The following is a 25,051-nucleotide window of genomic DNA, read 5'->3' as shown; positions in this document are numbered from 1 at the left end:
ATGTGGTCGCGCTTTTAGAGCGTTCATTTCGTCACGAAATGTTTAAGAGTGGGAGGGCAAAACTGAGCCCTGTGACCACATCACGATATCAAGGAGGTGCACATCGTGGCTAAAAAAGTAGAAAAAGTAGTTAAATTGCAAATTCCTGCAGGTAAAGCGAACCCAGCACCACCAGTTGGTCCAGCATTAGGTCAAGCAGGTGTGAACATCATGGGATTCTGTAAAGAGTTCAATGCACGTACTCAAGAACAAGCAGGTTTAATCATTCCGGTAGAAATTAGTGTTTATGAAGACCGTTCATTCACATTCATTACTAAAACACCACCGGCTCCAGTACTACTTAAAAAAGCAGCTGGCGTAGAAAAAGGTTCAGGTGAACCTAATAAAACAAAAGTTGCATCAGTAACTAAAGATCAAGTACGCGAAATTGCTCAAACTAAAATGCAAGACTTAAACGCTGCAGACGAAGAAGCAGCTATGCGTATTATCGAAGGTACTGCACGTAGCATGGGTATCACTGTAGAATAATTGAAGTTAAACTATAAATTAATTTTTTAAAACGAACTTAATTTAGACGATAAAAGCAGGTAACAGAGAAGGTAAACAATTGATATTGTCTATTCATATGAGGTTGAGATAATGCAATCATTCGTTAAAGATAAGATGATTATCTCGCTCAATTTCCACTGTTATCTGCTCTTAACTTGCAAGAGGCAAGTAAATGTGGGAGGAAATTCCGCTAAAACCACTAAAGGAGGAACAATAAATGGCTAAAAAAGGTAAAAAGTATCAAGAAGCAGCTAGTAAAGTTGACCGTACGCAACACTACAGTGTTGAAGAAGCAATTAAATTAGCTAAAGAAACTAGCATTGCTAACTTTGACGCATCTGTTGAAGTAGCATTCCGTTTAGGAATTGATACACGTAAGAATGACCAACAAATCCGTGGTGCAGTTGTTTTACCAAACGGAACTGGTAAATCTCAACGTGTATTAGTATTCGCTAAAGGCGATAAAATCACTGAAGCTGAAGAAGCAGGTGCAGATTACGTAGGCGAAGCAGATTACGTACAAAAAATCCAACAAGGTTGGTTTGACTTTGACGTAGTTGTAGCTACTCCAGACATGATGGGCGAAGTTGGTAAATTAGGTCGTGTATTAGGACCTAAAGGTTTAATGCCAAACCCTAAAACTGGTACAGTAACGATGGACGTTAAAAAAGCAGTTGAAGAAATCAAAGCTGGTAAAGTAGAATACCGTGCTGAAAAAGCTGGTATCGTACATGCTTCTATCGGTAAAGTTTCATTTGACGATGAAAAATTAGTTGAAAACTTCAAAGCTTTACAAGACGTTTTAGCAAAAGCTAAACCATCTTCTGCTAAAGGTACTTACTTCAAATCTGTTGCTGTTACTACAACAATGGGTCCTGGAGTTAAAGTTGATACTTCATCTTTCAAACTATAAATTTAAAATAGTCAACACGATTACAGACTGAAGGAAGCAATCTTTCGGTCTGTAAATTTTTTGTTGACTTATTACATCAAAGCAGTTATATTATTAATTGTGATTATTTTACCTAAGACAGTAGGAGTTATTTATAACTTAAAACTTATCCTACCGAGGCTAAAATTGACTTGAACGTGATGATTAATGATCTTTCAAGCACTTTTTGCCGTGGGTAGAAAGTGCTTTTTTTATTGCAATTAAAAAAAGCACCAAAAAATATAAATGGAGGTGTCTGAATGTCTGCTATCATTGAAGCAAAAAAACAACAAGTAGATGCAATTGCTGAACAACTTAAAAATTCAGTATCAACAGTTATCGTTGACTACCGTGGTTTAACAGTAGCAGAAGTTACTGAATTACGTTCACAATTACGTGAAGCTGGTGTTGAGTACAAAGTTTACAAAAACACTATGGTTCGTCGTGCAGCTGAACAAGCAGGTATCGAAGGCTTAGATGAATTCTTAACAGGTCCAACAGCTATCGCAACTTCAACTGAAGATGTTGTAGCTCCAGCGAAAGTTATCGCAGGATTTGCTAAAGAACACGAAGCTTTAGAAGTTAAAACAGGCGTTATGGAAGGTAGCGTAATCTCAGCTGAAGAAGTTAAAACTGTTGGTTCATTACCTTCACACGATGGTCTTGTATCAATGCTTTTATCAGTATTACAAGCTCCAGTACGCAACTTCGCTTATGCAGTTAAAGCCGTTGGTGAACAAAAAGAAGAAAGCGCTGAATAATTGCGCATAATAAAATTAAAATTAATGGAGGAATTATAAAATGGCTAATCAAGAACAAATCATTGAAGCAATTAAAGAAATGTCAGTATTAGAATTAAACGATTTAGTAAAAGCAATTGAAGAAGAATTTGGTGTAACTGCAGCAGCTCCAGTAGCAGCAGCAGGCGCAGCTGGTGGCGGCGACGCAGCAGCTGAAAAAACTGAATTTGATGTTGAATTAACTTCAGCTGGATCTTCAAAAATCAAAGTTGTTAAAGCAGTTAAAGAAGCAACTGGCTTAGGCTTAAAAGATGCTAAAGAATTAGTAGACGGAGCTCCTAAAGTAATTAAAGAAGCTATGCCTAAAGAAGACGCTGAAAAACTTAAAGAACAATTAGAAGAAGTTGGAGCTACTGTAGAATTAAAATAGTTTCTACTTTCTAATTAAATAGTTAGGTTGAAACGTCATGTTCGACCAACTTCTTTAGTCTAGTCAACATGCATACAACCTGAATTCTTTGAGAAATTAAAACCCCGTTATTGCGATAACGGGGTTTTTAGTTAGTTTATGGTAATATATCGTATTTTGTAATCACGCACATGCGTATTTGATAAATTTGATTCGAGGTGGAGAAATGGGTCACTATTATGATGAAAATCCAGAAGTGAAAAGTAATCAAAAGAAAATTAGCTATCATTTCGATAAAACACGTCTAGAGTTCACTACGGATGCAGGAGTATTCTCGAAAGATAAAGTAGATTTTGGTTCAGACTTACTGATTCAAACCTTTTTGAAAGAGCATCCTCCAGGTCCTAGTAAACATATTGCAGATGTAGGGTGTGGATATGGGCCAATTGGTTTAACAATTGCAAAGATTTCTCCGCATCATCAGCTGTCATTACTAGACGTTAATAACAGGGCTCTAGCGCTTGCGGAAATAAATAAAACAAAAAATCAAATTGAAAACGCTGAAATTATTGAAAGTGATTGTTTATCAGCTGTAGATAATCAACGATTTGATTATGTTTTAACTAATCCACCCATTCGTGCAGGTAAAGATATTGTGCATCGTATTTTTGAAGAAGCTTATGAAAAGCTTAAAGCACAGGGCGAACTTTACGTTGTGATTCAAAAGAAACAAGGTATGCCATCTGCGAAGAAAAAGATGGAAGCTCTTTTTAATAACGTAGAAGTTGTTAATAAGAGTAAGGGATATTATATTTTGAAAAGTTCAAAAGGTTGATTTCAAAATCGTATTCTGATATAGTTATAAAATGTAAAAATTTATGTTCAATAAGTGTGTACTTTTACGTAAAAAGGATAAATAAATTAAGTATAAATATAAATCGAAAATGGTGTCATCATAAGTGTTGCCGTTTTCTTTTTGTCTTTTATATTCGTTATTGTTTCCTTTTAAAAAGTATCAGTAAAACACACAATTTTTGAGGGGTGAATCTGTTTGGCAGGTCAAGTTGTCCAATATGGAAGACATCGTAAACGTAGAAATTACGCGAGAATTTCAGAAGTATTAGAATTACCAAACTTAATAGAAATTCAAACTAAATCTTACGATTGGTTCCTTAAAGAAGGTTTATTAGAAATGTTTAGAGACATTTCTCCAATTGAAGATTTCACAGGTAACCTATCTTTAGAATTTGTAGATTATAGATTAGGTGATCCGAAATACGATTTAGAAGAATCTAAAAACCGTGACGCTACTTATGCTGCACCTCTTCGTGTGAAAGTACGTCTCATTATTAAAGAAACAGGCGAAGTGAAGGAACAAGAAGTCTTCATGGGTGATTTCCCATTAATGACTGACACAGGTACATTCGTTATCAATGGTGCTGAACGTGTTATCGTTTCTCAATTAGTACGTTCACCATCCGTTTATTTCAACGAGAAAATTGATAAAAATGGACGCGAAAACTACGATGCAACTATCATTCCTAACCGTGGTGCTTGGTTAGAATATGAAACAGATGCGAAAGATGTAGTATACGTTCGTATCGATAGAACTCGTAAATTACCATTGACAGTATTATTACGTGCACTAGGTTTCTCAACTGATCAAGAAATTGTTGATTTACTAGGTGAGAGTGAATATTTACGTAATACATTAGAAAAAGATGGTACTGAAAATACTGAACAAGCTTTATTAGAAATTTATGAACGTTTACGTCCTGGCGAACCACCAACAGTTGAAAATGCTAAAAGCTTATTATACTCACGCTTCTTCGACCCTAAACGTTATGATTTAGCAAGTGTTGGTCGTTACAAAGCTAACAAAAAGTTACATTTAAAACACCGTTTATTTAATCAAAAATTAGCAGAACCTATTGTTAATAGTGAAACAGGTGAGATTGTAGCTGAAGAAGGTACTGTATTAGATCGTCGTAAAATTGACGAAATCATGGACGTTTTAGAAACAAACGCTAACAGTGAAGTTTTCGAATTAGAAGGTAGCGTTATTGACGAACCTGTTGAAATTCAATCAATTAAAGTCTATGTACCTAATGATGAAGAAGGTCGCACAACTACTGTAATTGGTAATGCATTACCAGATTCAGAAGTTAAATGTATTACTCCAGCTGATATCATTGCGTCAATGAGTTATTTCTTCAACTTATTAAATGGTATTGGTTATACAGATGATATCGACCACTTAGGTAACCGTCGTTTACGTTCAGTTGGTGAACTTTTACAGAACCAATTCCGTATCGGTTTATCAAGAATGGAACGTGTTGTTCGTGAAAGAATGTCTATTCAAGACACTGATTCAATCACACCACAACAATTAATCAACATTCGACCGGTTATTGCGTCTATTAAAGAATTCTTCGGAAGTTCACAATTATCGCAATTCATGGACCAAGCTAACCCATTAGCTGAGTTGACTCATAAACGTCGTCTATCAGCACTAGGACCTGGTGGTTTAACACGTGAACGTGCTCAAATGGAAGTGCGTGACGTTCACTATTCTCACTATGGCCGTATGTGTCCAATCGAAACACCTGAGGGTCCAAACATTGGTTTAATCAACTCATTATCAAGTTATGCACGAGTAAATGAATTTGGTTTTATTGAAACACCTTATCGTAAAGTAGATTTAGATACGAACTCTATCACTGACCAAATTGATTACTTAACTGCTGATGAAGAAGATAGTTACGTTGTTGCCCAAGCGAACTCTCGTTTAGACGAAAATGGTCGTTTCTTAGATGACGAAGTTGTTTGTCGTTTCCGTGGTAATAACACAGTTATGGCTAAAGAGAAAATGGACTACATGGATGTATCTCCTAAACAAGTAGTATCTGCAGCGACAGCTTGTATTCCATTCTTAGAAAATGATGACTCTAACCGTGCATTAATGGGTGCGAACATGCAACGTCAAGCAGTACCATTGATGAATCCAGAAGCGCCATTTGTTGGTACAGGTATGGAACATGTAGCCGCACGTGATTCAGGTGCAGCGATTACTGCTAAACATAGAGGACGCGTTGAACACGTTGAATCTAACGAAGTATTAGTACGTCGCTTAGTAGAAGAAAACGGCACTGAACATGAAGGTGAATTAGATCGTTACCCATTAGCTAAATTCAAACGTTCAAACTCTGGTACATGTTATAACCAACGTCCAATTGTTTCTGTTGGTGATGTAGTAGAATACAATGAAATTTTAGCTGACGGTCCTTCAATGGAATTAGGTGAAATGGCATTAGGACGTAACGTTGTAGTTGGTTTCATGACTTGGGACGGTTATAACTACGAGGATGCTGTTATCATGAGTGAACGTTTAGTTAAAGATGACGTTTATACTTCTATTCACATTGAAGAATATGAATCTGAAGCTCGTGATACTAAGTTAGGACCTGAAGAAATTACTCGTGACATTCCTAACGTATCTGAAAGTGCACTTAAAAACTTAGACGATCGCGGTATCGTTTATGTTGGTGCTGAAGTTAAAGACGGTGACATCTTAGTAGGTAAAGTAACGCCTAAAGGTGTAACTGAATTAACAGCTGAAGAAAGATTATTACATGCTATCTTCGGTGAAAAGGCTCGTGAAGTCCGCGATACATCATTACGTGTACCACATGGTGCAGGCGGTATCGTTCTAGATGTTAAAGTATTCAATCGTGAAGAAGGCGATGATACGTTATCTCCAGGTGTAAACCAATTGGTACGTGTTTATATCGTTCAAAAACGTAAAATTCATGTAGGGGACAAAATGTGTGGTCGTCACGGTAACAAAGGTGTTATCTCTAAAATTGTTCCTGAAGAAGATATGCCATACTTACCAGATGGTCGTCCAATCGACATCATGTTAAACCCACTTGGTGTACCATCACGTATGAACATCGGACAAGTACTTGAGTTGCATTTAGGTATGGCTGCTAAGAACTTAGGCATCCATGTAGCATCTCCAGTATTCGATGGTGCAAACGATGATGATGTATGGTCAACAATTGAAGAAGCAGGTATGGCTCGTGATGGTAAAACTGTATTATACGATGGACGTACAGGTGAACCATTCGATAACCGTATTTCTGTAGGTGTCATGTACATGCTTAAACTTGCTCACATGGTTGACGATAAATTACACGCACGTTCAACTGGACCATACTCACTTGTTACACAACAACCACTTGGTGGTAAAGCACAATTCGGTGGTCAACGTTTCGGTGAGATGGAGGTATGGGCACTTGAAGCATATGGTGCTGCATACACATTACAAGAAATCTTAACTTATAAATCTGACGATACAGTAGGTCGTGTTAAAACTTACGAATCTATCGTTAAAGGTGAAAATATCTCTAGACCAAGTGTTCCAGAATCATTCAGAGTATTGATGAAAGAATTACAAAGTTTAGGATTAGATGTTAAAGTGATGGACGAGCAAGACAACGAAATTGAAATGGCGGACGTTGATGATGAAGATGCAACTGAACGCAAAGTAGATTTACAACAAAAAAATGCTCCCGAATCACAAAAAGAAACAACTGATTAATAAGCACTTAAGATAAATGAATCCTAAAGAGGTTATGAGATGGTTGCCATTTCAACCTCTTTAAGGTATTCGATTTCAATGAATGTAAATCAATCAAATAGCACAGCTAATCTAAATTGAAGGAGGTAGGCTCCTTGATTGATGTAAATAATTTCCATTATATGAAAATAGGATTAGCTTCACCTGAAAAAATTCGTTCTTGGTCTTATGGTGAAGTTAAGAAACCTGAAACAATAAACTATCGTACTTTAAAACCAGAAAAAGATGGTCTTTTCTGTGAAAGAATTTTCGGACCTACGAAAGACTGGGAATGTAGTTGTGGTAAGTACAAACGTGTACGCTACAAAGGTATGGTATGTGATAGATGTGGCGTTGAAGTAACTAAATCAAAAGTGCGTCGTGAAAGAATGGGACACATAGAATTAGCAGCACCTGTATCACATATTTGGTATTTCAAAGGAATTCCAAGTCGTATGGGTCTATTGCTTGATATGTCTCCAAGAGCATTAGAAGAAGTCATCTACTTCGCTTCTTATGTTGTAGTTGATCCAGGTCCAACTGGTTTAGAAAAGAAAACTTTACTATCTGAAGCTGAATTCAGAGAATACTATGACAAATATCCAAATCAATTCGTAGCTAAAATGGGTGCTGAAGGAATTAAAGACCTATTAGAAGAAATTGATTTAGATGAAGAATTAAAAATGTTACGTGACGAGTTAGAATCAGCTACTGGTCAAAGATTAACTCGTGCAATCAAACGTTTAGAAGTTGTTGAATCATTTAGAAATTCTGGTAATAATCCTTCATGGATGATTTTAGATGTACTTCCAATTATTCCACCAGAAATTCGTCCAATGGTTCAATTAGACGGCGGACGTTTTGCAACAAGTGACTTAAACGATTTATATCGTCGTGTGATCAACCGTAACAATCGTTTAAAACGTTTATTAGATTTAGGTGCTCCTGGCATCATCGTTCAAAACGAAAAACGTATGTTACAAGAAGCAGTAGATGCTTTAATTGATAACGGTCGCCGTGGTCGTCCAGTAACTGGTCCAGGCAACCGTCCATTGAAATCACTTTCACATATGTTGAAAGGTAAACAAGGTCGTTTCCGTCAAAACTTACTTGGTAAACGTGTTGACTACTCTGGACGTTCAGTTATTGCGGTAGGACCTAGCTTGAAAATGTATCAATGTGGTTTACCGAAAGAAATGGCACTTGAACTATTCAAACCATTTGTAATGAAAGAATTAGTTCAACGTGAAATCGCAACAAACATTAAAAATGCGAAAAGTAAAATCGAACGTATGGATGACGAAGTTTGGGACGTATTAGAAGATGTTATTACTGAACATCCAGTACTACTTAACCGTGCGCCTACGCTTCACAGATTAGGTATCCAAGCATTTGAACCAACATTAGTTGAAGGACGTGCAATCCGTCTTCACCCACTTGTAACTACTGCTTACAACGCAGACTTTGATGGTGACCAAATGGCTGTTCACGTACCTCTATCTAAAGAAGCTCAAGCCGAAGCACGTATGTTAATGTTAGCTGCTCAAAACATCCTTAACCCTAAAGATGGTAAGCCTGTCGTTACACCATCTCAAGATATGGTATTAGGTAACTATTACTTAACATTAGAACGTAAAGATGCTGTTAATACTGGTGCTATCTTTAATGATACAAACGAAGTATTAAAAGCATATGCGAATGGCTATGTTCATTTACACACTCGTATTGGTGTACATGCAAGCTCATTCAACAATCCAACGTTCACTGATGAACAAAATAGTAAAATTTTAGCTACGTCTGTAGGTAAAATTATTTTCAATGAAATTATTCCGGATTCGTTTGCATATATAAATGAACCAAGCCAAACAAACTTAGAAAGTACAACACCTGATAGATACTTTGTAGACCCTACACAATTAGGTGAAGGTGGCTTAAAAGAATACTTTGAAAATGAAGAACTTATTGAGCCATTTAATAAGAAATTCTTAGGAAATATCATTGCAGAAGTATTCAACAGATTCAGTATTACAGATACTTCTATGATGTTAGATAGAATGAAAGACTTAGGTTTCAAATTCTCATCTAAAGCTGGTATTACAGTTGGTGTATCTGACATCGTGGTACTTCCAGATAAACAAGATATCTTAGACGAACACGAAAAATTAGTTGAACGTGTTACTAAGCAATTTAACCGTGGTTTAATCACTGAAGATGAACGTTATAACGCTGTTGTTGAAATTTGGACTGATGCGAAAGACCAAATTCAAGGCGAATTAATGCAATCACTTGAGAAAACAAACCCAATCTTCATGATGAGTGACTCTGGTGCCCGTGGTAACGCATCTAACTTCACGCAATTAGCAGGTATGCGTGGATTAATGGCTGCACCATCAGGTAAGATCATCGAGTTACCTATCACATCTTCATTCCGTGAAGGTTTAACAGTGTTAGAATACTTCATTTCTACACACGGTGCGCGTAAAGGTCTTGCCGATACAGCCCTTAAAACAGCTGACTCAGGTTACCTTACTCGTCGTCTTGTTGACGTTGCACAAGATGTTATCGTTCGTGAAGAAGACTGTGGTACTGACAGAGGTTTATTAGTTTCTGATATCAAAGAAGGTACAGAAATGATCGAACCGTTTATTGAACGTATCGAAGGTCGTTATTCTAAAGAAACAATTCGTCATCCTGAGACTGATGAAATTATTATCCGTCCAGATGAACTCATCACAGCAGATATCGCTAAACAAATCACAGATGCTGGTATCGAACAAATGTACATCCGCTCAGCATTTACTTGTAACACGCGTCACGGTGTATGTGAAAAATGTTACGGTAAAAACCTTGCAACTGGTGAAAAAGTTGAAGTGGGTGAAGCAGTTGGTACAATTGCCGCTCAATCAATCGGTGAACCAGGTACACAGCTTACAATGCGTACATTCCACACAGGTGGTGTAGCAGGAAGCGATATCACACAAGGTCTTCCACGTATTCAAGAGATCTTCGAAGCGCGTAACCCTAAAGGTCAAGCGGTTATTACTGAAATCGAAGGTGTCGTTGAAGATATTAAATTAGCTAAAGACCGTCAACAAGAAATCATCGTTAAAGGTGCTAATGAAACTAGATCTTATCTAGCTTCAGGTACTTCAAGACTTAAAGTAGAAGTAGGTCAATCTGTAGAACGTGGTGAAGTTCTTACAGAAGGTTCTATTGAACCTAAGAACTACTTAGCCGTTGCTGGCTTGAATGCAACTGAAAGTTACTTACTTAAAGAAGTACAAAAAGTTTACCGTATGCAAGGTGTTGAAATTGACGATAAACACGTTGAAGTAATGGTAAGACAAATGTTACGTAAAGTTCGTATAATCGAAGCTGGTGACACTAAATTATTACCAGGTTCACTTGTAGACATCCACAGCTTTACAGATGCTAACAGAGAAGCATTCAAACATCGTAAACGCCCTGCAACTTCTAAACCAGTATTGCTTGGTATTACTAAAGCTTCTCTTGAAACTGAAAGCTTCTTATCAGCTGCATCATTCCAAGAAACAACACGTGTACTTACAGATGCGGCTATTAAAGGTAAACGCGATGACTTACTCGGACTTAAAGAAAACGTTATTATCGGTAAGTTGATTCCAGCTGGTACTGGTATGAGACGTTATAGTGATATTCAATATGAGAAAACATCAGCTCCTGTAACAGAAGTTGATGAAGAAGTAGAAATCACTGAATAAGATATTCTTTGAGAGTGGGAGAGACCATTTCCCACTCTCTTATATTAATTTATAAAAGCATAGATATAATGTTGACTATGTGTACTAAAAAATGTTAATATATTAAAGGTTGATGCAAGCAGAACTTTGGAGGATATGTACATGTCTAATGAAAAAGTTGCACGCTTTAACAAACAACACTATGTAGTTGGTCTTAAAGAAACGCTTAAAGCGTTAAAGAAAGATCAAGTTACATCATTGATTATTGCTAAAGACGTTGAAGTTCATCTATTGACTCGCGTGTTAAGCTATATCAATCAAGAAAATATACCAGTTACATTTTTCCGAAGCCAACGTGCTTTAGGAGAATATGTAGGTATCAACGTTAATGCAACGATTGTTGCGTTATTGAATGAGAATTAGTAAGTATTTTACTTACTAAATTTTATTTAACCTTAAAATGAACCACCTGGATGTGTGGGATTAAAAAATGAAGAGAGGAGGACACATTCAATGCCAACTATTAACCAATTAGTACGTAAACCAAGAAAAAGCAAATCTAAAAAATCAGATTCACCAGCTTTAAACAGAGGTTTCAATAGTAAAAAGAAACAATTTACTCACTTAAACTCACCTCAAAAACGTGGTGTTTGTACTCGTGTAGGTACTATGACACCTAAAAAACCTAACTCAGCGTTACGTAAATATGCACGTGTGCGTTTATCAAACAACATTGAAATCAACGCATACATCCCTGGTATCGGACACAACTTACAAGAACACAGTGTAGTACTTGTACGTGGTGGACGTGTAAAAGACTTACCTGGTGTGCGTTATCATATCGTACGTGGTGCACTTGATACTTCAGGTGTTGATGGACGTAGACAAGGACGTTCATTATACGGAACTAAAAAACCTAAAAATTAAGTTTAAGATTACGTAAATTTTAAATACATTTTTAAAGATTATACTATAATAGGAAGGGAGGATTTACATTATGCCTCGTAAAGGATCAGTACCAAAAAGAGACGTATTACCGGATCCAATTCATAACTCTAAGTTAGTTACTAAATTAATTAACAAAATTATGTTAGACGGTAAACGCGGAACAGCTCAAAGAATTCTTTATTCTGCATTCGACCTAGTTGAACAACGTAGTGGTCGTGATGCATTAGAAGTATTCGAAGAAGCAATCAATAACATTATGCCAGTATTAGAAGTTAAAGCTCGTCGTGTGGGTGGTTCTAACTACCAAGTACCAGTTGAGGTACGCCCAGAACGTCGTACTACTTTAGGATTACGTTGGTTAGTAAACTATGCTCGTCTTCGTGGTGAGAAAACTATGGAAGATCGTTTAGCTAACGAAATCTTAGACGCTGCAAATAATACAGGTGGTGCAGTCAAAAAACGTGAGGACACTCACAAAATGGCTGAAGCAAACAAAGCATTTGCTCACTACCGTTGGTAAGATGAAAGCTTTTACCCTGAGTGTGTTCCGTTATATGGTTTACCAATAATGGCTCATGCTTAGGGCATCGCCATATCTATAGTACTTATTCAGTAAATACTGGAAGGAGAAAAACACATGGCAAGAGACTTTTCTTTGAAAAATACTCGTAACATCGGTATCATGGCTCACATTGATGCTGGTAAAACTACTACGACTGAACGTATTCTTTATTACACAGGTCGTATCCACAAAATTGGTGAAACACACGAAGGTGCTTCACAAATGGACTGGATGGAACAAGAACAAGACCGTGGTATCACAATCACATCTGCTGCAACTACAGCACAATGGGATGGACACCGTGTAAACATTATCGATACACCTGGACACGTAGACTTCACTGTAGAAGTTGAACGTTCATTACGTGTATTAGATGGTGCGGTAACTGTACTTGATGCTCAATCAGGTGTAGAACCACAAACAGAAACTGTTTGGCGCCAAGCAACTACTTACGGTGTACCACGTATCGTGTTTGTAAACAAAATGGATAAATTAGGTGCGAACTTCGACTATTCAGTAAGCACTTTACATGATCGTTTACAAGCAAACGCTGCACCTATTCAATTACCAATTGGTGCTGAAGATGAATTCGAAGCAATCATTGACTTAGTTGAAATGAAATGCTTTAAATATACAAACGATTTAGGTACAGAAATCGACGAAATTGAAATTCCAGACGATCACAAAGAAAGAGCTGAAGAAGCTCGTGCTCAATTAATTGAAGCCGTTGCTGAAAACAATGACGAATTAATGGAGAAATATCTTGGTGACGAAGAAATTTCAATCGACGAATTAAAAGCTGCTATCCGTAAAGCAACTACTGACGTAGAATTCTACCCAGTACTTTGTGGTACAGCATTCAAAAACAAAGGTGTTCAATTAATGCTTAACGCAGTAATTGATTACTTACCTTCACCATTAGACGTTAAACCAATTATTGGTCACCGTGCTAATGACCCTGAAGAAGAAGTGATTGCTAAACCAGACGATTCAGCTGAATTTGCTGCATTAGCATTCAAAGTTATGACTGACCCTTACGTTGGTAAATTAACTTTCTTCCGTGTATACTCTGGTACATTAACTTCAGGTTCATACGTGAAGAACTCAACTAAAGACAAACGTGAACGTGTAGGTCGTTTATTACAAATGCACGCAAACTCACGTCAAGAAATCGATACTGTTTACTCAGGCGATATCGCTGCTGCGGTAGGTCTTAAAGAAACAGGTACTGGTGATACTTTATGTGGAGAGAAAAACGACATTATCTTGGAATCAATGGAATTCCCAGAACCAGTTATCCACTTATCTGTTGAACCAAAATCTAAAGCTGACCAAGACAAAATGACTCAAGCTTTAGTTAAATTACAAGAAGAAGACCCAACATTCCATGCACATACTGATGAAGAAACTGGACAAGTTATCATTGGTGGTATGGGTGAATTACACTTAGACATCTTAGTTGACCGTATGAAGAAAGAATTTAACGTTGAATGTAATGTAGGTGCGCCAATGGTTTCATACCGTGAAACATTCAAGCAAGCTGCACAAGTTCAAGGTAAATTCTCTCGTCAATCTGGTGGTCGTGGTCAATACGGTGATGTTCACATTGAATTCACACCTAACGAAACAGGTGGCGGTTTCGAATTCGAAAACGCTATCGTCGGTGGTGTAGTTCCACGTGAATACATTCCATCAGTTGAACAAGGTCTTAAAGATGCTATGGAAAATGGTGTCTTAGCTGGTTATCCATTAATCGATGTTAAAGCTAAATTATTTGATGGTTCATACCATGATGTCGATTCATCAGAAATGGCCTTCAAAATTGCTGCATCATTAGCACTTAAAGAAGCTGCTAAAAAATGTGATCCAGTTATCTTAGAACCAATGATGAAAGTAACTATCGAAATGCCTGAAGAATACATGGGCGATATCATGGGTGACGTAACTGCTCGTCGTGGACGTGTAGATGGTATGGAACCTCGTGGTAATGCACAAGTTGTAAATGCCTTTGTACCACTTTCAGAAATGTTCGGTTATGCAACTTCATTACGTTCTAACACTCAAGGTCGCGGTACTTACACTATGTACTTTGACCACTATGCAGAAGTTCCTAAATCAATCGCTGATGAAATCATCAAGAAAAATAAAGGTGAATAATATAACTTGTTAAGACTAGCCATGCTAGGTTAAAATACAGGTTGAGCTTATTGTTAAGCTATAACTTTTATGATTTGATTTTTAGGGGTAAATGCATTATAAAAGAATTATAAATTCTTTTAGGCTAAACTCAATCAATTATCTTCTCATGATGGTGAGAAACTATCATGAGAGATAAATTTGAAATAACTTTTACTAAGAATAGGAGAGATTTAATAATGGCAAAAGAAAAATTTGATCGCTCAAAAGAACATGCCAATATTGGTACTATCGGTCACGTTGACCATGGTAAAACAACTTTAACAGCTGCTATCGCAACTGTATTAGCTAAAAATGGTGACACTGTTGCACAATCATACGACATGATTGACAACGCTCCAGAAGAAAAAGAACGTGGTATTACAATCAATACTGCACACATCGAGTATCAAACTGACAAACGTCACTATGCTCACGTTGACTGCCCAGGACACGCTGACTATGTTAAAAACATGATCACTGGTGCTGCTCAAATGGACGGCGGTATCTTAGTAGTATCTGCTGCTGACGGTCCAATGCCACAAACTCGTGAACACATTCTTTTATCACGTAACGTTGGTGTACCAGCATTAGTTGTATTCTTAAACAAAGTTGACATGGTTGACGACGAAGAATTATTAGAATTAGTTGAAATGGAAGTTCGTGACTTATTAAGCGAATATGACTTCCCAGGTGACGATGTACCTGTAATCGCTGGTTCAGCATTAAAAGCTTTAGAAGGCGATGCTCAATACGAAGAAAAAATCTTAGAATTAATGCAAGCAGTTGATGACTACATTCCAACTCCAGAACGTGATTCTGACAAACCATTCATGATGCCAGTTGAGGACGTATTCTCAATCACTGGTCGTGGTACTGTTGCTACAGGCCGTGTTGAACGTGGTCAAATCAAAGTTGGTGAAGAAGTTGAAATCATCGGTATCCACGAAACTTCTAAAACAACTGTTACTGGTGTAGAAATGTTCCGTAAATTATTAGACTACGCTGAAGCTGGTGACAACATCGGTGCATTATTACGTGGTGTTGCTCGTGAAGACGTACAACGTGGTCAAGTATTAGCTGCTCCTGGTTCAATCACACCACACACTAAATTCAAAGCTGAAGTATACGTTTTATCTAAAGACGAAGGTGGACGTCACACTCCATTCTTCAGTAACTACCGCCCACAATTCTATTTCCGTACTACTGACGTAACTGGTGTTGTAAACTTACCAGAAGGTACTGAAATGGTTATGCCTGGCGACAACGTTGAAATGACAGTTGAATTAATCGCTCCTATCGCAATTGAAGACGGTACTCGTTTCTCAATCCGTGAAGGTGGACGTACTGTAGGATCAGGCGTTGTAACTGAAATCTTCGAATAATATTAATTATTTGATACAAAGGACTCCCTTTTGGGGGTTCTTTTTTTGTGCGCAATTTATCCTATCATGTTCCACATCGTCTTCTAGAGTTATTTTTTCTAAAAAGCGATACTCGATATTTAACCGTTTGATATATTTTTTCAAAAATAAAAAAGGTAGCATATGAGTGCTCACTTGTTTAAAAGTAAGAATCATACACTACCTTTGTATCTAAAAACTAAAATATCTGTTCAATTTCTAAAATCTTCAAGAATTCACTTGCTGCATATTTAAAAGCTGTCTCATCAATATCGAAATATGGATTATGATGAGGTGCTGTAATTCCTTTATCCTCATTACCACAGCCTGTTAAGAAGAAAGCACCAGGACGTACTTTAAGATAATGTGAGAAGTCTTCACCAATCATCATCAAATCAGACTCATTAAATCTCAAATGTAAATCATTTGCTGCTTGTTTAACGACTTCATATGCTTGAGGATGATTATGCACTGGAAGATATCCTTTAATATACTCCATCTTATATGTGATGTCGTTAGCAACTGCTAACCCTTGTAAAAGTTTATCCATTTTTTCTTGGATATGATTTTGTAGTGCAGTATCAAAGGTGCGAACGGTTCCTTTACAGAACGCGGTATCAGGAATCACACTATCTGTAGAACCAGCTTGAACCATGCCAAACGTTAATACGGCTTCTTTAACTGGATCAATCGTACGAGAAACAATCTTCTGTGCACTCAATATAAATTCAGCCATGATAACGATAGGGTCAATCGTTTCATGAGGCTTTGCACCATGACCGCCTTTTCCTTGGATCGTAATACTAAATTCATCAGGCGATGCCATAATCGCACCAGGTCTTGAATAAATTGTACCTGATGGATAACCACTCCATAAATGTGTTCCATAAATCTTATCAACATCTTGAAGACATCCAGCATCAATCATTTCTTGAGAACCACCTGGCATAATTTCCTCACCATATTGAAAAATGAACACCACATTACCCTTCAACAAATGACGATGTTCATTCACAATCTCAGCAACGCCAAGTAAGATGGCAGTGTGACCATCATGACCACATGCATGCATACAGCCTTCATGTTTAGAGCGATATGGAACATCATTTAATTCTTGAACAGGTAAGGCATCAAAATCTGCACGAAACGCAATTGTAGGACCGTCTTCAGCACCTTTGAATGTCGCCTTAATACCATTACGTCCAACTGGTGTTTCAATATTGCATGATAACTGGCTTAATTGATTCACAATAAAGTCATGTGTACGTTTTTCTTCAAAAGAGAGTTCAGGATATTGATGTAAATATCGTCGGAGCTGAACCATTCTCTTCTCTTTTTTGCTTGCCAATTGGAACCAATCAAACACGTTTATCACTTCTTCCGTCATATTATCGTTATAAGTATATCATTATTGCCATAGCTACAGTAGACCTTCATATGAATTATTTTCAAGAGTGTTAAACAGTTATAACGCTCAAATGATAAGGCTTTCATGATTTCAAAAATTAAGGTATCATTAAAGAAAATAGACAATGCAAGGGGGATTCCATTGTGGTTCAATCACTACATGAGTTTTTAGATGAAAATATTCAATACTTAAAAGACAATGGCTTATACAATGAAATTGATTCAATTGAAGGTGCCAACGGACCTGAAATTAAAATTGATGGAAAAACATATGTTAATTTATCATCAAACAACTACTTAGGACTAGCAACAAACGATGATTTAAAAGCAGCAGCCAAACAAGCTATCGATACACATGGTGTGGGTGCAGGTGCTGTACGATCTATTAATGGTACGTTAGATTTACATGATGAATTAGAAGAAACACTTGCAAAGTTTAAAGGAACTGAAGCAGCTATCGCATATCAATCAGGATTTAACTGTAATATGGCTGCTATTTCAGCTGTCATGAATAAGAACGACGCGATTTTATCTGACGAACTCAACCATGCTTCTATTATTGATGGCTGTCGTTTATCTAAAGCTAAAATTATCCGTGTAAATCATTCAGATATGGATGATTTACGTGCAAAAGCTAAAGAAGCGGTAGAGTCAGGTCAATATAATAAAGTGATGTACATCACTGATGGCGTATTCAGTATGGATGGAGACGTTGCCAAACTACCAGAAATCGTTGAAATTGCTGAAGAATTTGGTTTATTAACATACGTTGACGATGCGCACGGTTCAGGCGTGATGGGCAAAGGTGCAGGTACAGTTAAACATTTTGGATTACAAGATAAAATCGATTTCCAAATTGGCACATTGTCTAAAGCAATCGGTGTAGTAGGTGGTTACGTTGCCGGATCTCAACAATTAATCGACTGGCTGAAAGCACAATCAAGACCATTCTTATTCTCAACATCACTTGCACCTGGAGATACGAAGGCTATTACTGAAGCTGTTAAAAAGTTAATGGCTTCTACAGAACTACACGATCAGTTATGGGAGAATGCACAATACTTAAAGGATGGACTTTCTAAATTAGGGTTCGATACTGGAAAATCAGAATCACCAATTACTCCTGTAATAATTGGTGATGAGAAAGATACACAAGCGTTCAGTAAACGTCTTAAAGAAGAAGGCATCTACGTTAAATCAATCGTCTTCCCAACAGTTCCTAGAGGCACTGGCCGTGTAAGAAACATGCCTACAGCTGCGCACACGAAAGACATGTTAGACAAAGCGCTCGCTGCTTATGAAAAGGTCGGAAAAGAATTAAATATTATATAAATTGCTATTATATAGGGAGTGGGAAATGAAAGTAATGTTACTAAATTATATTTCTAACCCACTTCCTTAATTTTTTCTATTTAAAATGCTTTAATATGATGGGGCATTCATTTTACAATAAAAAGTGACAAGAATGGATGAGAAGAGGTATGACGGTGTGGAAGAATTAAGGCAACTTACGTATAAAGACGAAGAAGCATTCAAAGTTTATATTCAAGAATGGTATGACAATGATGAGAAAGTAGTCCCAGGAAATACAAATTTGAAAGAATATCAATCATTTAAAGCTATGGTTGATGAGCTTAATCAAGAAAAGCCGAGTGAGGGTGGTGTTCCTTCAACGACACTATTCTATTTTGTTGATGGAAATATCGTGGGCGCAGTAGATATTAGACATGAACTTAATCATAGGTTAAGTAATATTGGTGGTCATATTGGATACGGTGTCGCGTCATCATATAGAGGTAAAGGGTATGCCTCAATCTTATTAGGACAAGCTCTTAATTATTTAAAATCTCTCAATGTTGAAACAGTGCTCATGACTACAAATCCATTCAATTATGCTTCACAAAATGTAATAAAAAAGTACGGTGGCTATGAAATCGAACCCTATATTAAAAAGAATGGGAAAGTCGTTAATCGATATCAAATTTTGAATAAATAATAAAAATAAAAAAATCATCCTTCGAAAACGAAGAATGATATGTGTCAAAAGTTAGTTAAATAGTTTTGCTTATATAAAAGCAAAATCGCAAGGTAATGTGTTAGTGCACATTGCCTTTTATTTATAAATAAAAGAATAGCACGGAATTTACATTGCCACAACATAAATTTAATAAATCCAACACTTTTGTTTCAAATATCGGATTTAGTCAATATATCATCTTGAAAAGTTAAATGCTTATGTATCATAGCACATGAAAATAAAGTCACATAAATAGGAGCAAACAATGAAGTATTTAATTTATGGAATGAACCTATTGAATTATCTTATTTTAATCATTTGGATTTGTATCAATTTCAACAATATAAGTAAATTTGGGCTAGATATTATATCAATTTTTGGTTTGTTTAGTATCACTTTACTTATCATTTCATTATGCTTGAGATTTCTACTTCAACGTCAAAATTTGATTAAAAATGTTCTTAATGTCAGTATTTTCATTAATCTCTTTAATGTCATTGTACTTCTTCCAATATTACTACCGATTTTGTTTTAAAATTAATTAAAGTGTTACATCCTTTTTTCATAGGGAATGTTATTAAAAAAGAGGCTTTTTCATTAATAAGGAGGGGTTAAATGCGATATTTAGACGAACAAACTCAAGCAGAGTTATTAAATATGAATGAAGTTATCGAAGAGGTAGGACAAGCGCTTCAGGCATTTTCAGAAGGTAAGACAGAAACACCGCTACGACATGTCATACCATTTAATGAAGAGAATCGTTATTTAGTCATGCCAGCATTATCAGATGAATTAAAAATTGTTGGGTTAAAAACAGTTTCATTTGTTCCTGACAATCCTAAAAAAGGAAAATCAACGATTACTGGTTCAGTCATATTAAGCGATTATGAAACAGGGGAAACGCTAGCAGTATTAGATGGTGGTTATTTAACTAAAATTAGAACAGGCGCGATCTCTGGTGTTGCTACCAAATACTTGTCTCGTGAAGATGCTAAAGTATTAACCGTCATTGGTGCTGGTGTACAAGCTGAAGGTCTCATAGAAGCTGTAATGGCTGTGAGAAATATTGAGGAAATTCACTTTTCAAGTAGGACAAAGGAAAAGGCTGAAAAACTTGCTAAAGCAACTCAACAACAATTCGGAGTTAAAGTAAAAGTTTATGATGAAGCTGATGAGGCAATGGAAGGAGCAGATGTTGTTGTAACAGCTACAAATGCTTCAAAGCCAGTATATTCACATACGTTACATCCGGGCGTACATCTTAATGCAGTAGGATCATTCAAGCCTGATATGCAAGAGTTACCTTCAGAGTCTATGATGGTTGCTAATAAGATCGTTGTAGAATCAACTGAAGCAGCTATGGAGGAAACAGGTGACTTAAAAGTGCCTCAAGATGAGGGTGTATTGACTGAAGATATGTTATACAGTGAGTTAGGTGATATCGTATCAGGAAAGAAAGAAGGTCGTGAAGACGAAAAAGAGGTCACATTATTTAAATCAGTAGGATTAGCAATTGTAGATATCGTTGTTGCACAGTATTTTTATAAAAAGTCACTAGAAAATAAAAAATCATAATCAGATGAGGGTAAACAAAAGCATTATCCTTAAAAGATAAACAAAAAGTAGCAGTAAGATGATTTTCCATTGAAGTCATCTTGCTACTACTTTTTTAATGGAATTATGTCCCGATCTCCTATTTAAAATCACTTATGGTCGGCGACGATAATTTGAAATAATGCGCATAACGTTGAGCACACAAAGAAACAGAAATCCAATTAAACTAAAGCTACAAAGAAGAATACGAGTTAATTCTTGTTTCGTGCAAAGGATATGTATATCTTGATAGATAAAACATATAAACACGATTAAAGAAATGATTAAACCCAATTGTTCTTGTTTATATGTTTTTGGTGCCTCTTTCATGTCAATCATCCTTGTACTTTACGATTATATAATAAATGATACCGTTCTCAATTATCATTTTCAAATGTTTTCAAAAAAGAGGGTGTTCACTCTGACTTCAGACAAACCTCAGACTGAATAGAAGAGATTAATGCTTTAAGTTATTTCCCGAGAAATACTACTTTCAAATAACATGATAAACTATTCATAATCTTTGGGATCAATTGCTACAACGTTCGAACATACTTCACGATATGCACTTAAATCATGTTGGTTATCTGTAATAAGTGTATCAATCTTTTCAATTGGACTCACTTGATAGAACGCAACTTTATCTAACTTCGTACTATCAGTAAGTAAATAGACTTCATGCGCTTGTTCGACCATTTGTCTTTTTGCAGCAATAAATTCTTCACTATAATGCGTCATACCTTTGACAGCGTCTAATGCAGGCGTCGCTATAAATGCCTTCATAGAATTAAAGGATTGTAATGTTTGGGTTGTTATAAAGCCATTGAGTACATAGTTATTATGATATAATACGCCACCTGTTACGATGACACGATGATTCGTGGAACGTAAAACTGAGGCAATATGAATATCGTTAGTGATGACAGTGAGATTCTGTTTATGTACTATCGCTCTTGCAAATTGTAATGTCGTTGAGCCAGAATCAATGATGAGTGTATCTCCGTCATTGACAAATTCCGCTGCCTTTTGACCGATTCCTAATTTTTCATAGTAGTTTGTAGTTTCTCGATCATCAAAATTAAGTTCACTTGATACGTCAGTGCTGTTTAAGACGACACCACCATGTGTACGTCTAATTTGATTATATTGTTCAAGTTTAATTAAATCACGACGTATGGTTGCGTCATGTACGTTGAACTCTGCAGCTAAGGTATGAACAGTTGCAGTTTTATGCTTTTTCAAGTATGAAATTATATTTTGTTCTCTTTCTGCTGGTAACATAGGCGTCGTCTCCATTTTCGATATCATTGATTTGTGTATAATGTATGATATGTATTTGTATCTCGAGATTTTATATTAATTTTCAATAAATAAGAGTTATCTTCAACGTTATTATAACAAACGAAGAGAAAAGGCTGTAGAAAGAAAAGGAACTAATTCTCTCCACAGCCTATTACCTATTCTATTTCACCGTATTGTTGACTTTTAGGCATCTTTATAAAGAACGTTAAAATAGTACTAATGAAATACAATATGCCAAGAATCCAAATGACTCCTAAATCACCTAAAGGATCTAAGAAGAATCGTACAATCATAGGACCTACGAATACAGGTAAGCCTGCACCTAAGTTTAATATAGAAAGTGTTGCACCTTTGTCTTTCTTAACGAGTGAAGGGATTAAAGCAGTTAAAGGAACATAAGCTGCGATGAAGATACCCCAAGCAACACCGACTACTGTAAGTAATATAATATTACCATGAGTCCAAATAGGCACATAGCCCATTAATAGACATGAAATACCACTACCAATACCACCAAAAATCATAACAGTATTACGCCAACCAATTTTATCACCGATTATTCCCCAAATTAGATTAAAGACGATATTTCCGAAGAAAATAGCTGACCATACAGCAAGCCATTTAGAGGTAGGAATACCATAATGTTCTAAATAGAGAGGTAGGAATACAGGAAATGCAAATTGTGCAGTTGTGTTAATTACACGGACAATACCGCCTAAAAGAACTTTAGGTTGTTCCACTACAATTGTAAAACCTTTGCCCATCTCTAATAATTTAGATTTAGCATTACTTTTATCCGTAGGTAATTTATCTCGATTCAACGCTAACGCTAAAATAGCACCGAGAATAACCCAGAAGAGTGAGCTCCATAATGTTCCAATATGTCCGAAATATTTAATCGCGAAAATTGAGTATAACGCACCTAGCACATTTAAACCGCCAGTAAAGACGAGCCAGAACCAACCAACTGCTGCGCCTAAAGTACGTTGTTCAGAACGATAAGAAATCCAAACTAAGAAAGAATAGGCGAATAGCGGATAACCTAGTCCTCTTAATGCATAAGCTGGATACATAATTGCTAAACTTTCTGATGGTAGGGCAATACCTACGAAGCAGACAGTTCCAATCACATATAAAATGAGCCCAATAAACATCGTACGTTTTCCACCAAGTGCTTCTGCAAGTACACCACTGAACCAACTTGCAATGGCTACTGTTATACCGTAACAACTGAATAACCAACTTACTTCGTGACTATTAAAACCATTATGTTGTAAGTATGGACTTAGCCATCCAATTTCTAAGCCATCACCCATCATAAAGACAAGTATACCTATATATCCCCAAACAATTTTGCGTGGCATACCTAAAATAGTGTTTTGATTTATCATATGACTCTCTCCTTAGATGTAATCAACCTAAGCCCAGTGATATTGAAGATATGTTTTCTTCCAACCTTTATGAGCTGCAGTGTCATCCATTGCTTTTTTAAGATCCTCAGTGCTATAAATATCATAGTAATCTTCTGGAATTAATTTTTTTAATGCTTCTTGGTATTCCTCGTTTTCGAATGCTTGAATTAATTGTTCGAATTCTCTTTTTGTACTTCGAGAACTACCAGATAGAGTTAATCCTTTTTCTAAGACATCTCTCGTATTTATGCCAACAAGTTCTTCAGTGACACCCATCAATACGAGTTGGCCTTGACGATCGATTAAATCAATCGCTTGGTTAATTGCTGACTCTGAGAATTTACCACCACAACATTCAAACACAGTATGTACACCTCTATGACTGTTAAAGTCATAATCAAAAACAAGATGCGTTGTAGCAAAACTTTCGAATGATTTTAATTTCTCTTCAATCGCACCGAAGACAATTAAATTTTCTTTATCGATACCATAAATGTAGTGAAGTGCAGTAGCAGCAAGATAGCCTACAGGTCCGTCACCAAAGACTGCTACTTGAGGAGAAGACTGAGTTGTGACTTCTTTTAGTTGATTAATTGGAAATAGTGATACAGAACAAAGTTCTGCTAATAATGCGACGTCTTCATCCAAATGATCAGGAATTTTTACGATATTCTCGCCAGGTACGACCATTCTATTTTGGCAAATACCGTCATAACCGCTACCCATAAACACGGCATTTTCATCGTAATTATCTAATAAATCTGTCTCTGCGAAATCACCTGTTCTAAGACGAGATGGAATATTTGGTACAATCACTACTTTGTCGCCTTTATTAAAATTAGGATGTTTCGATTCTTCGATTGTGCCAATACCTTCATGGAATAATGCCATAGGTAATTTTTTCTCTAACGCTTCTTTACGACGATTACCTGTGTAATAACGTAAATCTGCGTGACACACACTTGCTTTTTTAGGATTTACGATGACATCTCCATCGTTAAATTCATGTGTGATAGTAGTGAATTCAAATTCTCCCGGTTTTACTAAACGATATGCATCTGCATTAATGCTCATTTATGTTCAACTCCCCTTAATTCGATTGCTCTTTTTTGTTTATGTGAATAATAGTAAACGCTTACAATTGTAATTGCCAATCACTTTTGTTCAAAATCTGCACATTTATGTTTCGTTGGAAACTTTATCATTGATTTATTGTTTATTTATGCTTATTATTTAAGAAAACGCTTTCTTAAGCTATTGATA

At 36.4% G+C, this 25,051-nt stretch carries 19 protein-coding genes and 1 other annotated feature; of the genes, 15 read left to right on the top strand and 4 right to left on the bottom strand.

Annotation, left to right across the window (positions count from 1 at the left end):
• Nucleotides 1-105: 105 nt before the first annotated feature.
• The 12 genes from rplK to tuf all read left to right on the top strand — a co-directional run bounded on the left by rplK (nucleotide 106) and on the right by tuf (nucleotide 16,039).
• Nucleotides 106-528 (top strand): 50S ribosomal protein L11, encoded by a 423-nt coding sequence (gene rplK, locus JMUB898_RS11600; RefSeq protein ID WP_002433084.1) that lies wholly within the window; start codon nucleotides 106-108, stop codon nucleotides 526-528.
• A 238-nt stretch (nucleotides 529-766) separates the two neighbouring features.
• The gene (gene rplA, locus JMUB898_RS11595) at nucleotides 767-1,462 is read left to right on the top strand and encodes a 50S ribosomal protein L1 (protein ID WP_002441096.1); all 696 of its coding nucleotides are present in this window, start codon (nucleotides 767-769) and stop codon (nucleotides 1,460-1,462) included.
• 93 nt (nucleotides 1,463-1,555) lie between these two features.
• Nucleotides 1,556-1,702: a sequence feature (ribosomal protein L10 leader region), on the top strand.
• A gap of 38 nt (nucleotides 1,703-1,740) precedes the next feature.
• Nucleotides 1,741-2,241 (top strand): 50S ribosomal protein L10, encoded by a 501-nt coding sequence (gene rplJ, locus JMUB898_RS11585; protein ID WP_002441098.1) that lies wholly within the window; start codon nucleotides 1,741-1,743, stop codon nucleotides 2,239-2,241.
• A 40-nt stretch (nucleotides 2,242-2,281) separates the two neighbouring features.
• Nucleotides 2,282-2,650, top strand: coding sequence for a 50S ribosomal protein L7/L12 (rplL, locus tag JMUB898_RS11580; RefSeq protein WP_002433406.1), 369 nt, complete (start codon nucleotides 2,282-2,284; stop codon nucleotides 2,648-2,650).
• A 205-nt stretch (nucleotides 2,651-2,855) separates the two neighbouring features.
• Nucleotides 2,856-3,464, top strand: coding sequence for a class I SAM-dependent methyltransferase (locus tag JMUB898_RS11575; protein WP_037541117.1), 609 nt, complete (start codon nucleotides 2,856-2,858; stop codon nucleotides 3,462-3,464).
• Between the two features lie 216 nt (nucleotides 3,465-3,680).
• Nucleotides 3,681-7,232 (top strand): DNA-directed RNA polymerase subunit beta, encoded by a 3,552-nt coding sequence (rpoB, locus tag JMUB898_RS11570; protein ID WP_002441102.1) that lies wholly within the window; start codon nucleotides 3,681-3,683, stop codon nucleotides 7,230-7,232.
• A gap of 161 nt (nucleotides 7,233-7,393) precedes the next feature.
• On the top strand, nucleotides 7,394-10,990 hold the full coding sequence (rpoC, locus tag JMUB898_RS11565) for a DNA-directed RNA polymerase subunit beta' (RefSeq protein ID WP_002441104.1): 3,597 nt from the start codon (nucleotides 7,394-7,396) through the stop codon (nucleotides 10,988-10,990).
• Nucleotides 10,991-11,131: 141 nt separating this feature from the next.
• Nucleotides 11,132-11,392 (top strand): ribosomal L7Ae/L30e/S12e/Gadd45 family protein, encoded by a 261-nt coding sequence (locus tag JMUB898_RS11560; protein WP_002441106.1) that lies wholly within the window; start codon nucleotides 11,132-11,134, stop codon nucleotides 11,390-11,392.
• A gap of 90 nt (nucleotides 11,393-11,482) precedes the next feature.
• On the top strand, nucleotides 11,483-11,896 hold the full coding sequence (rpsL, locus tag JMUB898_RS11555; protein ID WP_037541120.1) for a 30S ribosomal protein S12: 414 nt from the start codon (nucleotides 11,483-11,485) through the stop codon (nucleotides 11,894-11,896).
• A 70-nt stretch (nucleotides 11,897-11,966) separates the two neighbouring features.
• On the top strand, nucleotides 11,967-12,437 hold the full coding sequence (gene rpsG, locus JMUB898_RS11550; RefSeq protein WP_001137495.1) for a 30S ribosomal protein S7: 471 nt from the start codon (nucleotides 11,967-11,969) through the stop codon (nucleotides 12,435-12,437).
• 117 nt (nucleotides 12,438-12,554) lie between these two features.
• Nucleotides 12,555-14,636, top strand: a complete 2,082-nt coding sequence (gene fusA, locus JMUB898_RS11545; RefSeq protein ID WP_002441110.1) for an elongation factor G — start codon at nucleotides 12,555-12,557, stop codon at nucleotides 14,634-14,636.
• A 218-nt stretch (nucleotides 14,637-14,854) separates the two neighbouring features.
• The gene (tuf, locus tag JMUB898_RS11540; protein WP_002432994.1) at nucleotides 14,855-16,039 is read left to right on the top strand and encodes an elongation factor Tu; all 1,185 of its coding nucleotides are present in this window, start codon (nucleotides 14,855-14,857) and stop codon (nucleotides 16,037-16,039) included.
• Between the two features lie 217 nt (nucleotides 16,040-16,256).
• Here tuf and JMUB898_RS11535 read toward each other — a convergent pair whose 3' ends face one another.
• Entirely contained in the window at nucleotides 16,257-17,423 is a 1,167-nt protein-coding gene (locus JMUB898_RS11535; protein WP_037541122.1) for a M20 family metallopeptidase, read from the bottom strand.
• A 185-nt stretch (nucleotides 17,424-17,608) separates the two neighbouring features.
• Here JMUB898_RS11535 and JMUB898_RS11530 point away from each other — a divergent pair, with 185 nt between their 5' ends.
• The 3 genes from JMUB898_RS11530 to JMUB898_RS11515 all read left to right on the top strand — a co-directional run bounded on the left by JMUB898_RS11530 (nucleotide 17,609) and on the right by JMUB898_RS11515 (nucleotide 21,056).
• Nucleotides 17,609-18,796 (top strand): glycine C-acetyltransferase, encoded by a 1,188-nt coding sequence (locus JMUB898_RS11530; protein ID WP_002441118.1) that lies wholly within the window; start codon nucleotides 17,609-17,611, stop codon nucleotides 18,794-18,796.
• Between the two features lie 157 nt (nucleotides 18,797-18,953).
• Nucleotides 18,954-19,460, top strand: coding sequence for a GNAT family N-acetyltransferase (locus tag JMUB898_RS11525; RefSeq protein ID WP_044466954.1), 507 nt, complete (start codon nucleotides 18,954-18,956; stop codon nucleotides 19,458-19,460).
• A 636-nt stretch (nucleotides 19,461-20,096) separates the two neighbouring features.
• A complete protein-coding gene (locus JMUB898_RS11515) occupies nucleotides 20,097-21,056 on the top strand; it encodes an ornithine cyclodeaminase family protein (protein ID WP_002441122.1) in 960 nt (319 codons plus the stop codon).
• A gap of 528 nt (nucleotides 21,057-21,584) precedes the next feature.
• Here JMUB898_RS11515 and JMUB898_RS11505 read toward each other — a convergent pair.
• From JMUB898_RS11505 to JMUB898_RS11495, 3 genes are all read right to left on the bottom strand, one after another.
• Nucleotides 21,585-22,355, bottom strand: a complete 771-nt coding sequence (locus JMUB898_RS11505) for a DeoR/GlpR family DNA-binding transcription regulator (protein ID WP_037541126.1) — start codon at nucleotides 22,353-22,355, stop codon at nucleotides 21,585-21,587.
• A 176-nt stretch (nucleotides 22,356-22,531) separates the two neighbouring features.
• The gene (locus JMUB898_RS11500; protein WP_044466953.1) at nucleotides 22,532-23,767 is read right to left on the bottom strand and encodes an MFS transporter; all 1,236 of its coding nucleotides are present in this window, start codon (nucleotides 23,765-23,767) and stop codon (nucleotides 22,532-22,534) included.
• Between the two features lie 27 nt (nucleotides 23,768-23,794).
• Nucleotides 23,795-24,862 (bottom strand): alcohol dehydrogenase catalytic domain-containing protein, encoded by a 1,068-nt coding sequence (locus JMUB898_RS11495; RefSeq protein WP_002441125.1) that lies wholly within the window; start codon nucleotides 24,860-24,862, stop codon nucleotides 23,795-23,797.
• Nucleotides 24,863-25,051 lie beyond the last annotated feature (189 nt).

The organism is Staphylococcus caprae, from assembly GCF_003966625.1.
GTDB classification, from domain to species: Bacteria; Bacillota; Bacilli; order Staphylococcales; family Staphylococcaceae; genus Staphylococcus; species Staphylococcus caprae.
The sequence above is the reverse complement of the archived record's forward strand: the minus strand, read 5'-3'. Positions and strand labels throughout refer to the sequence as shown.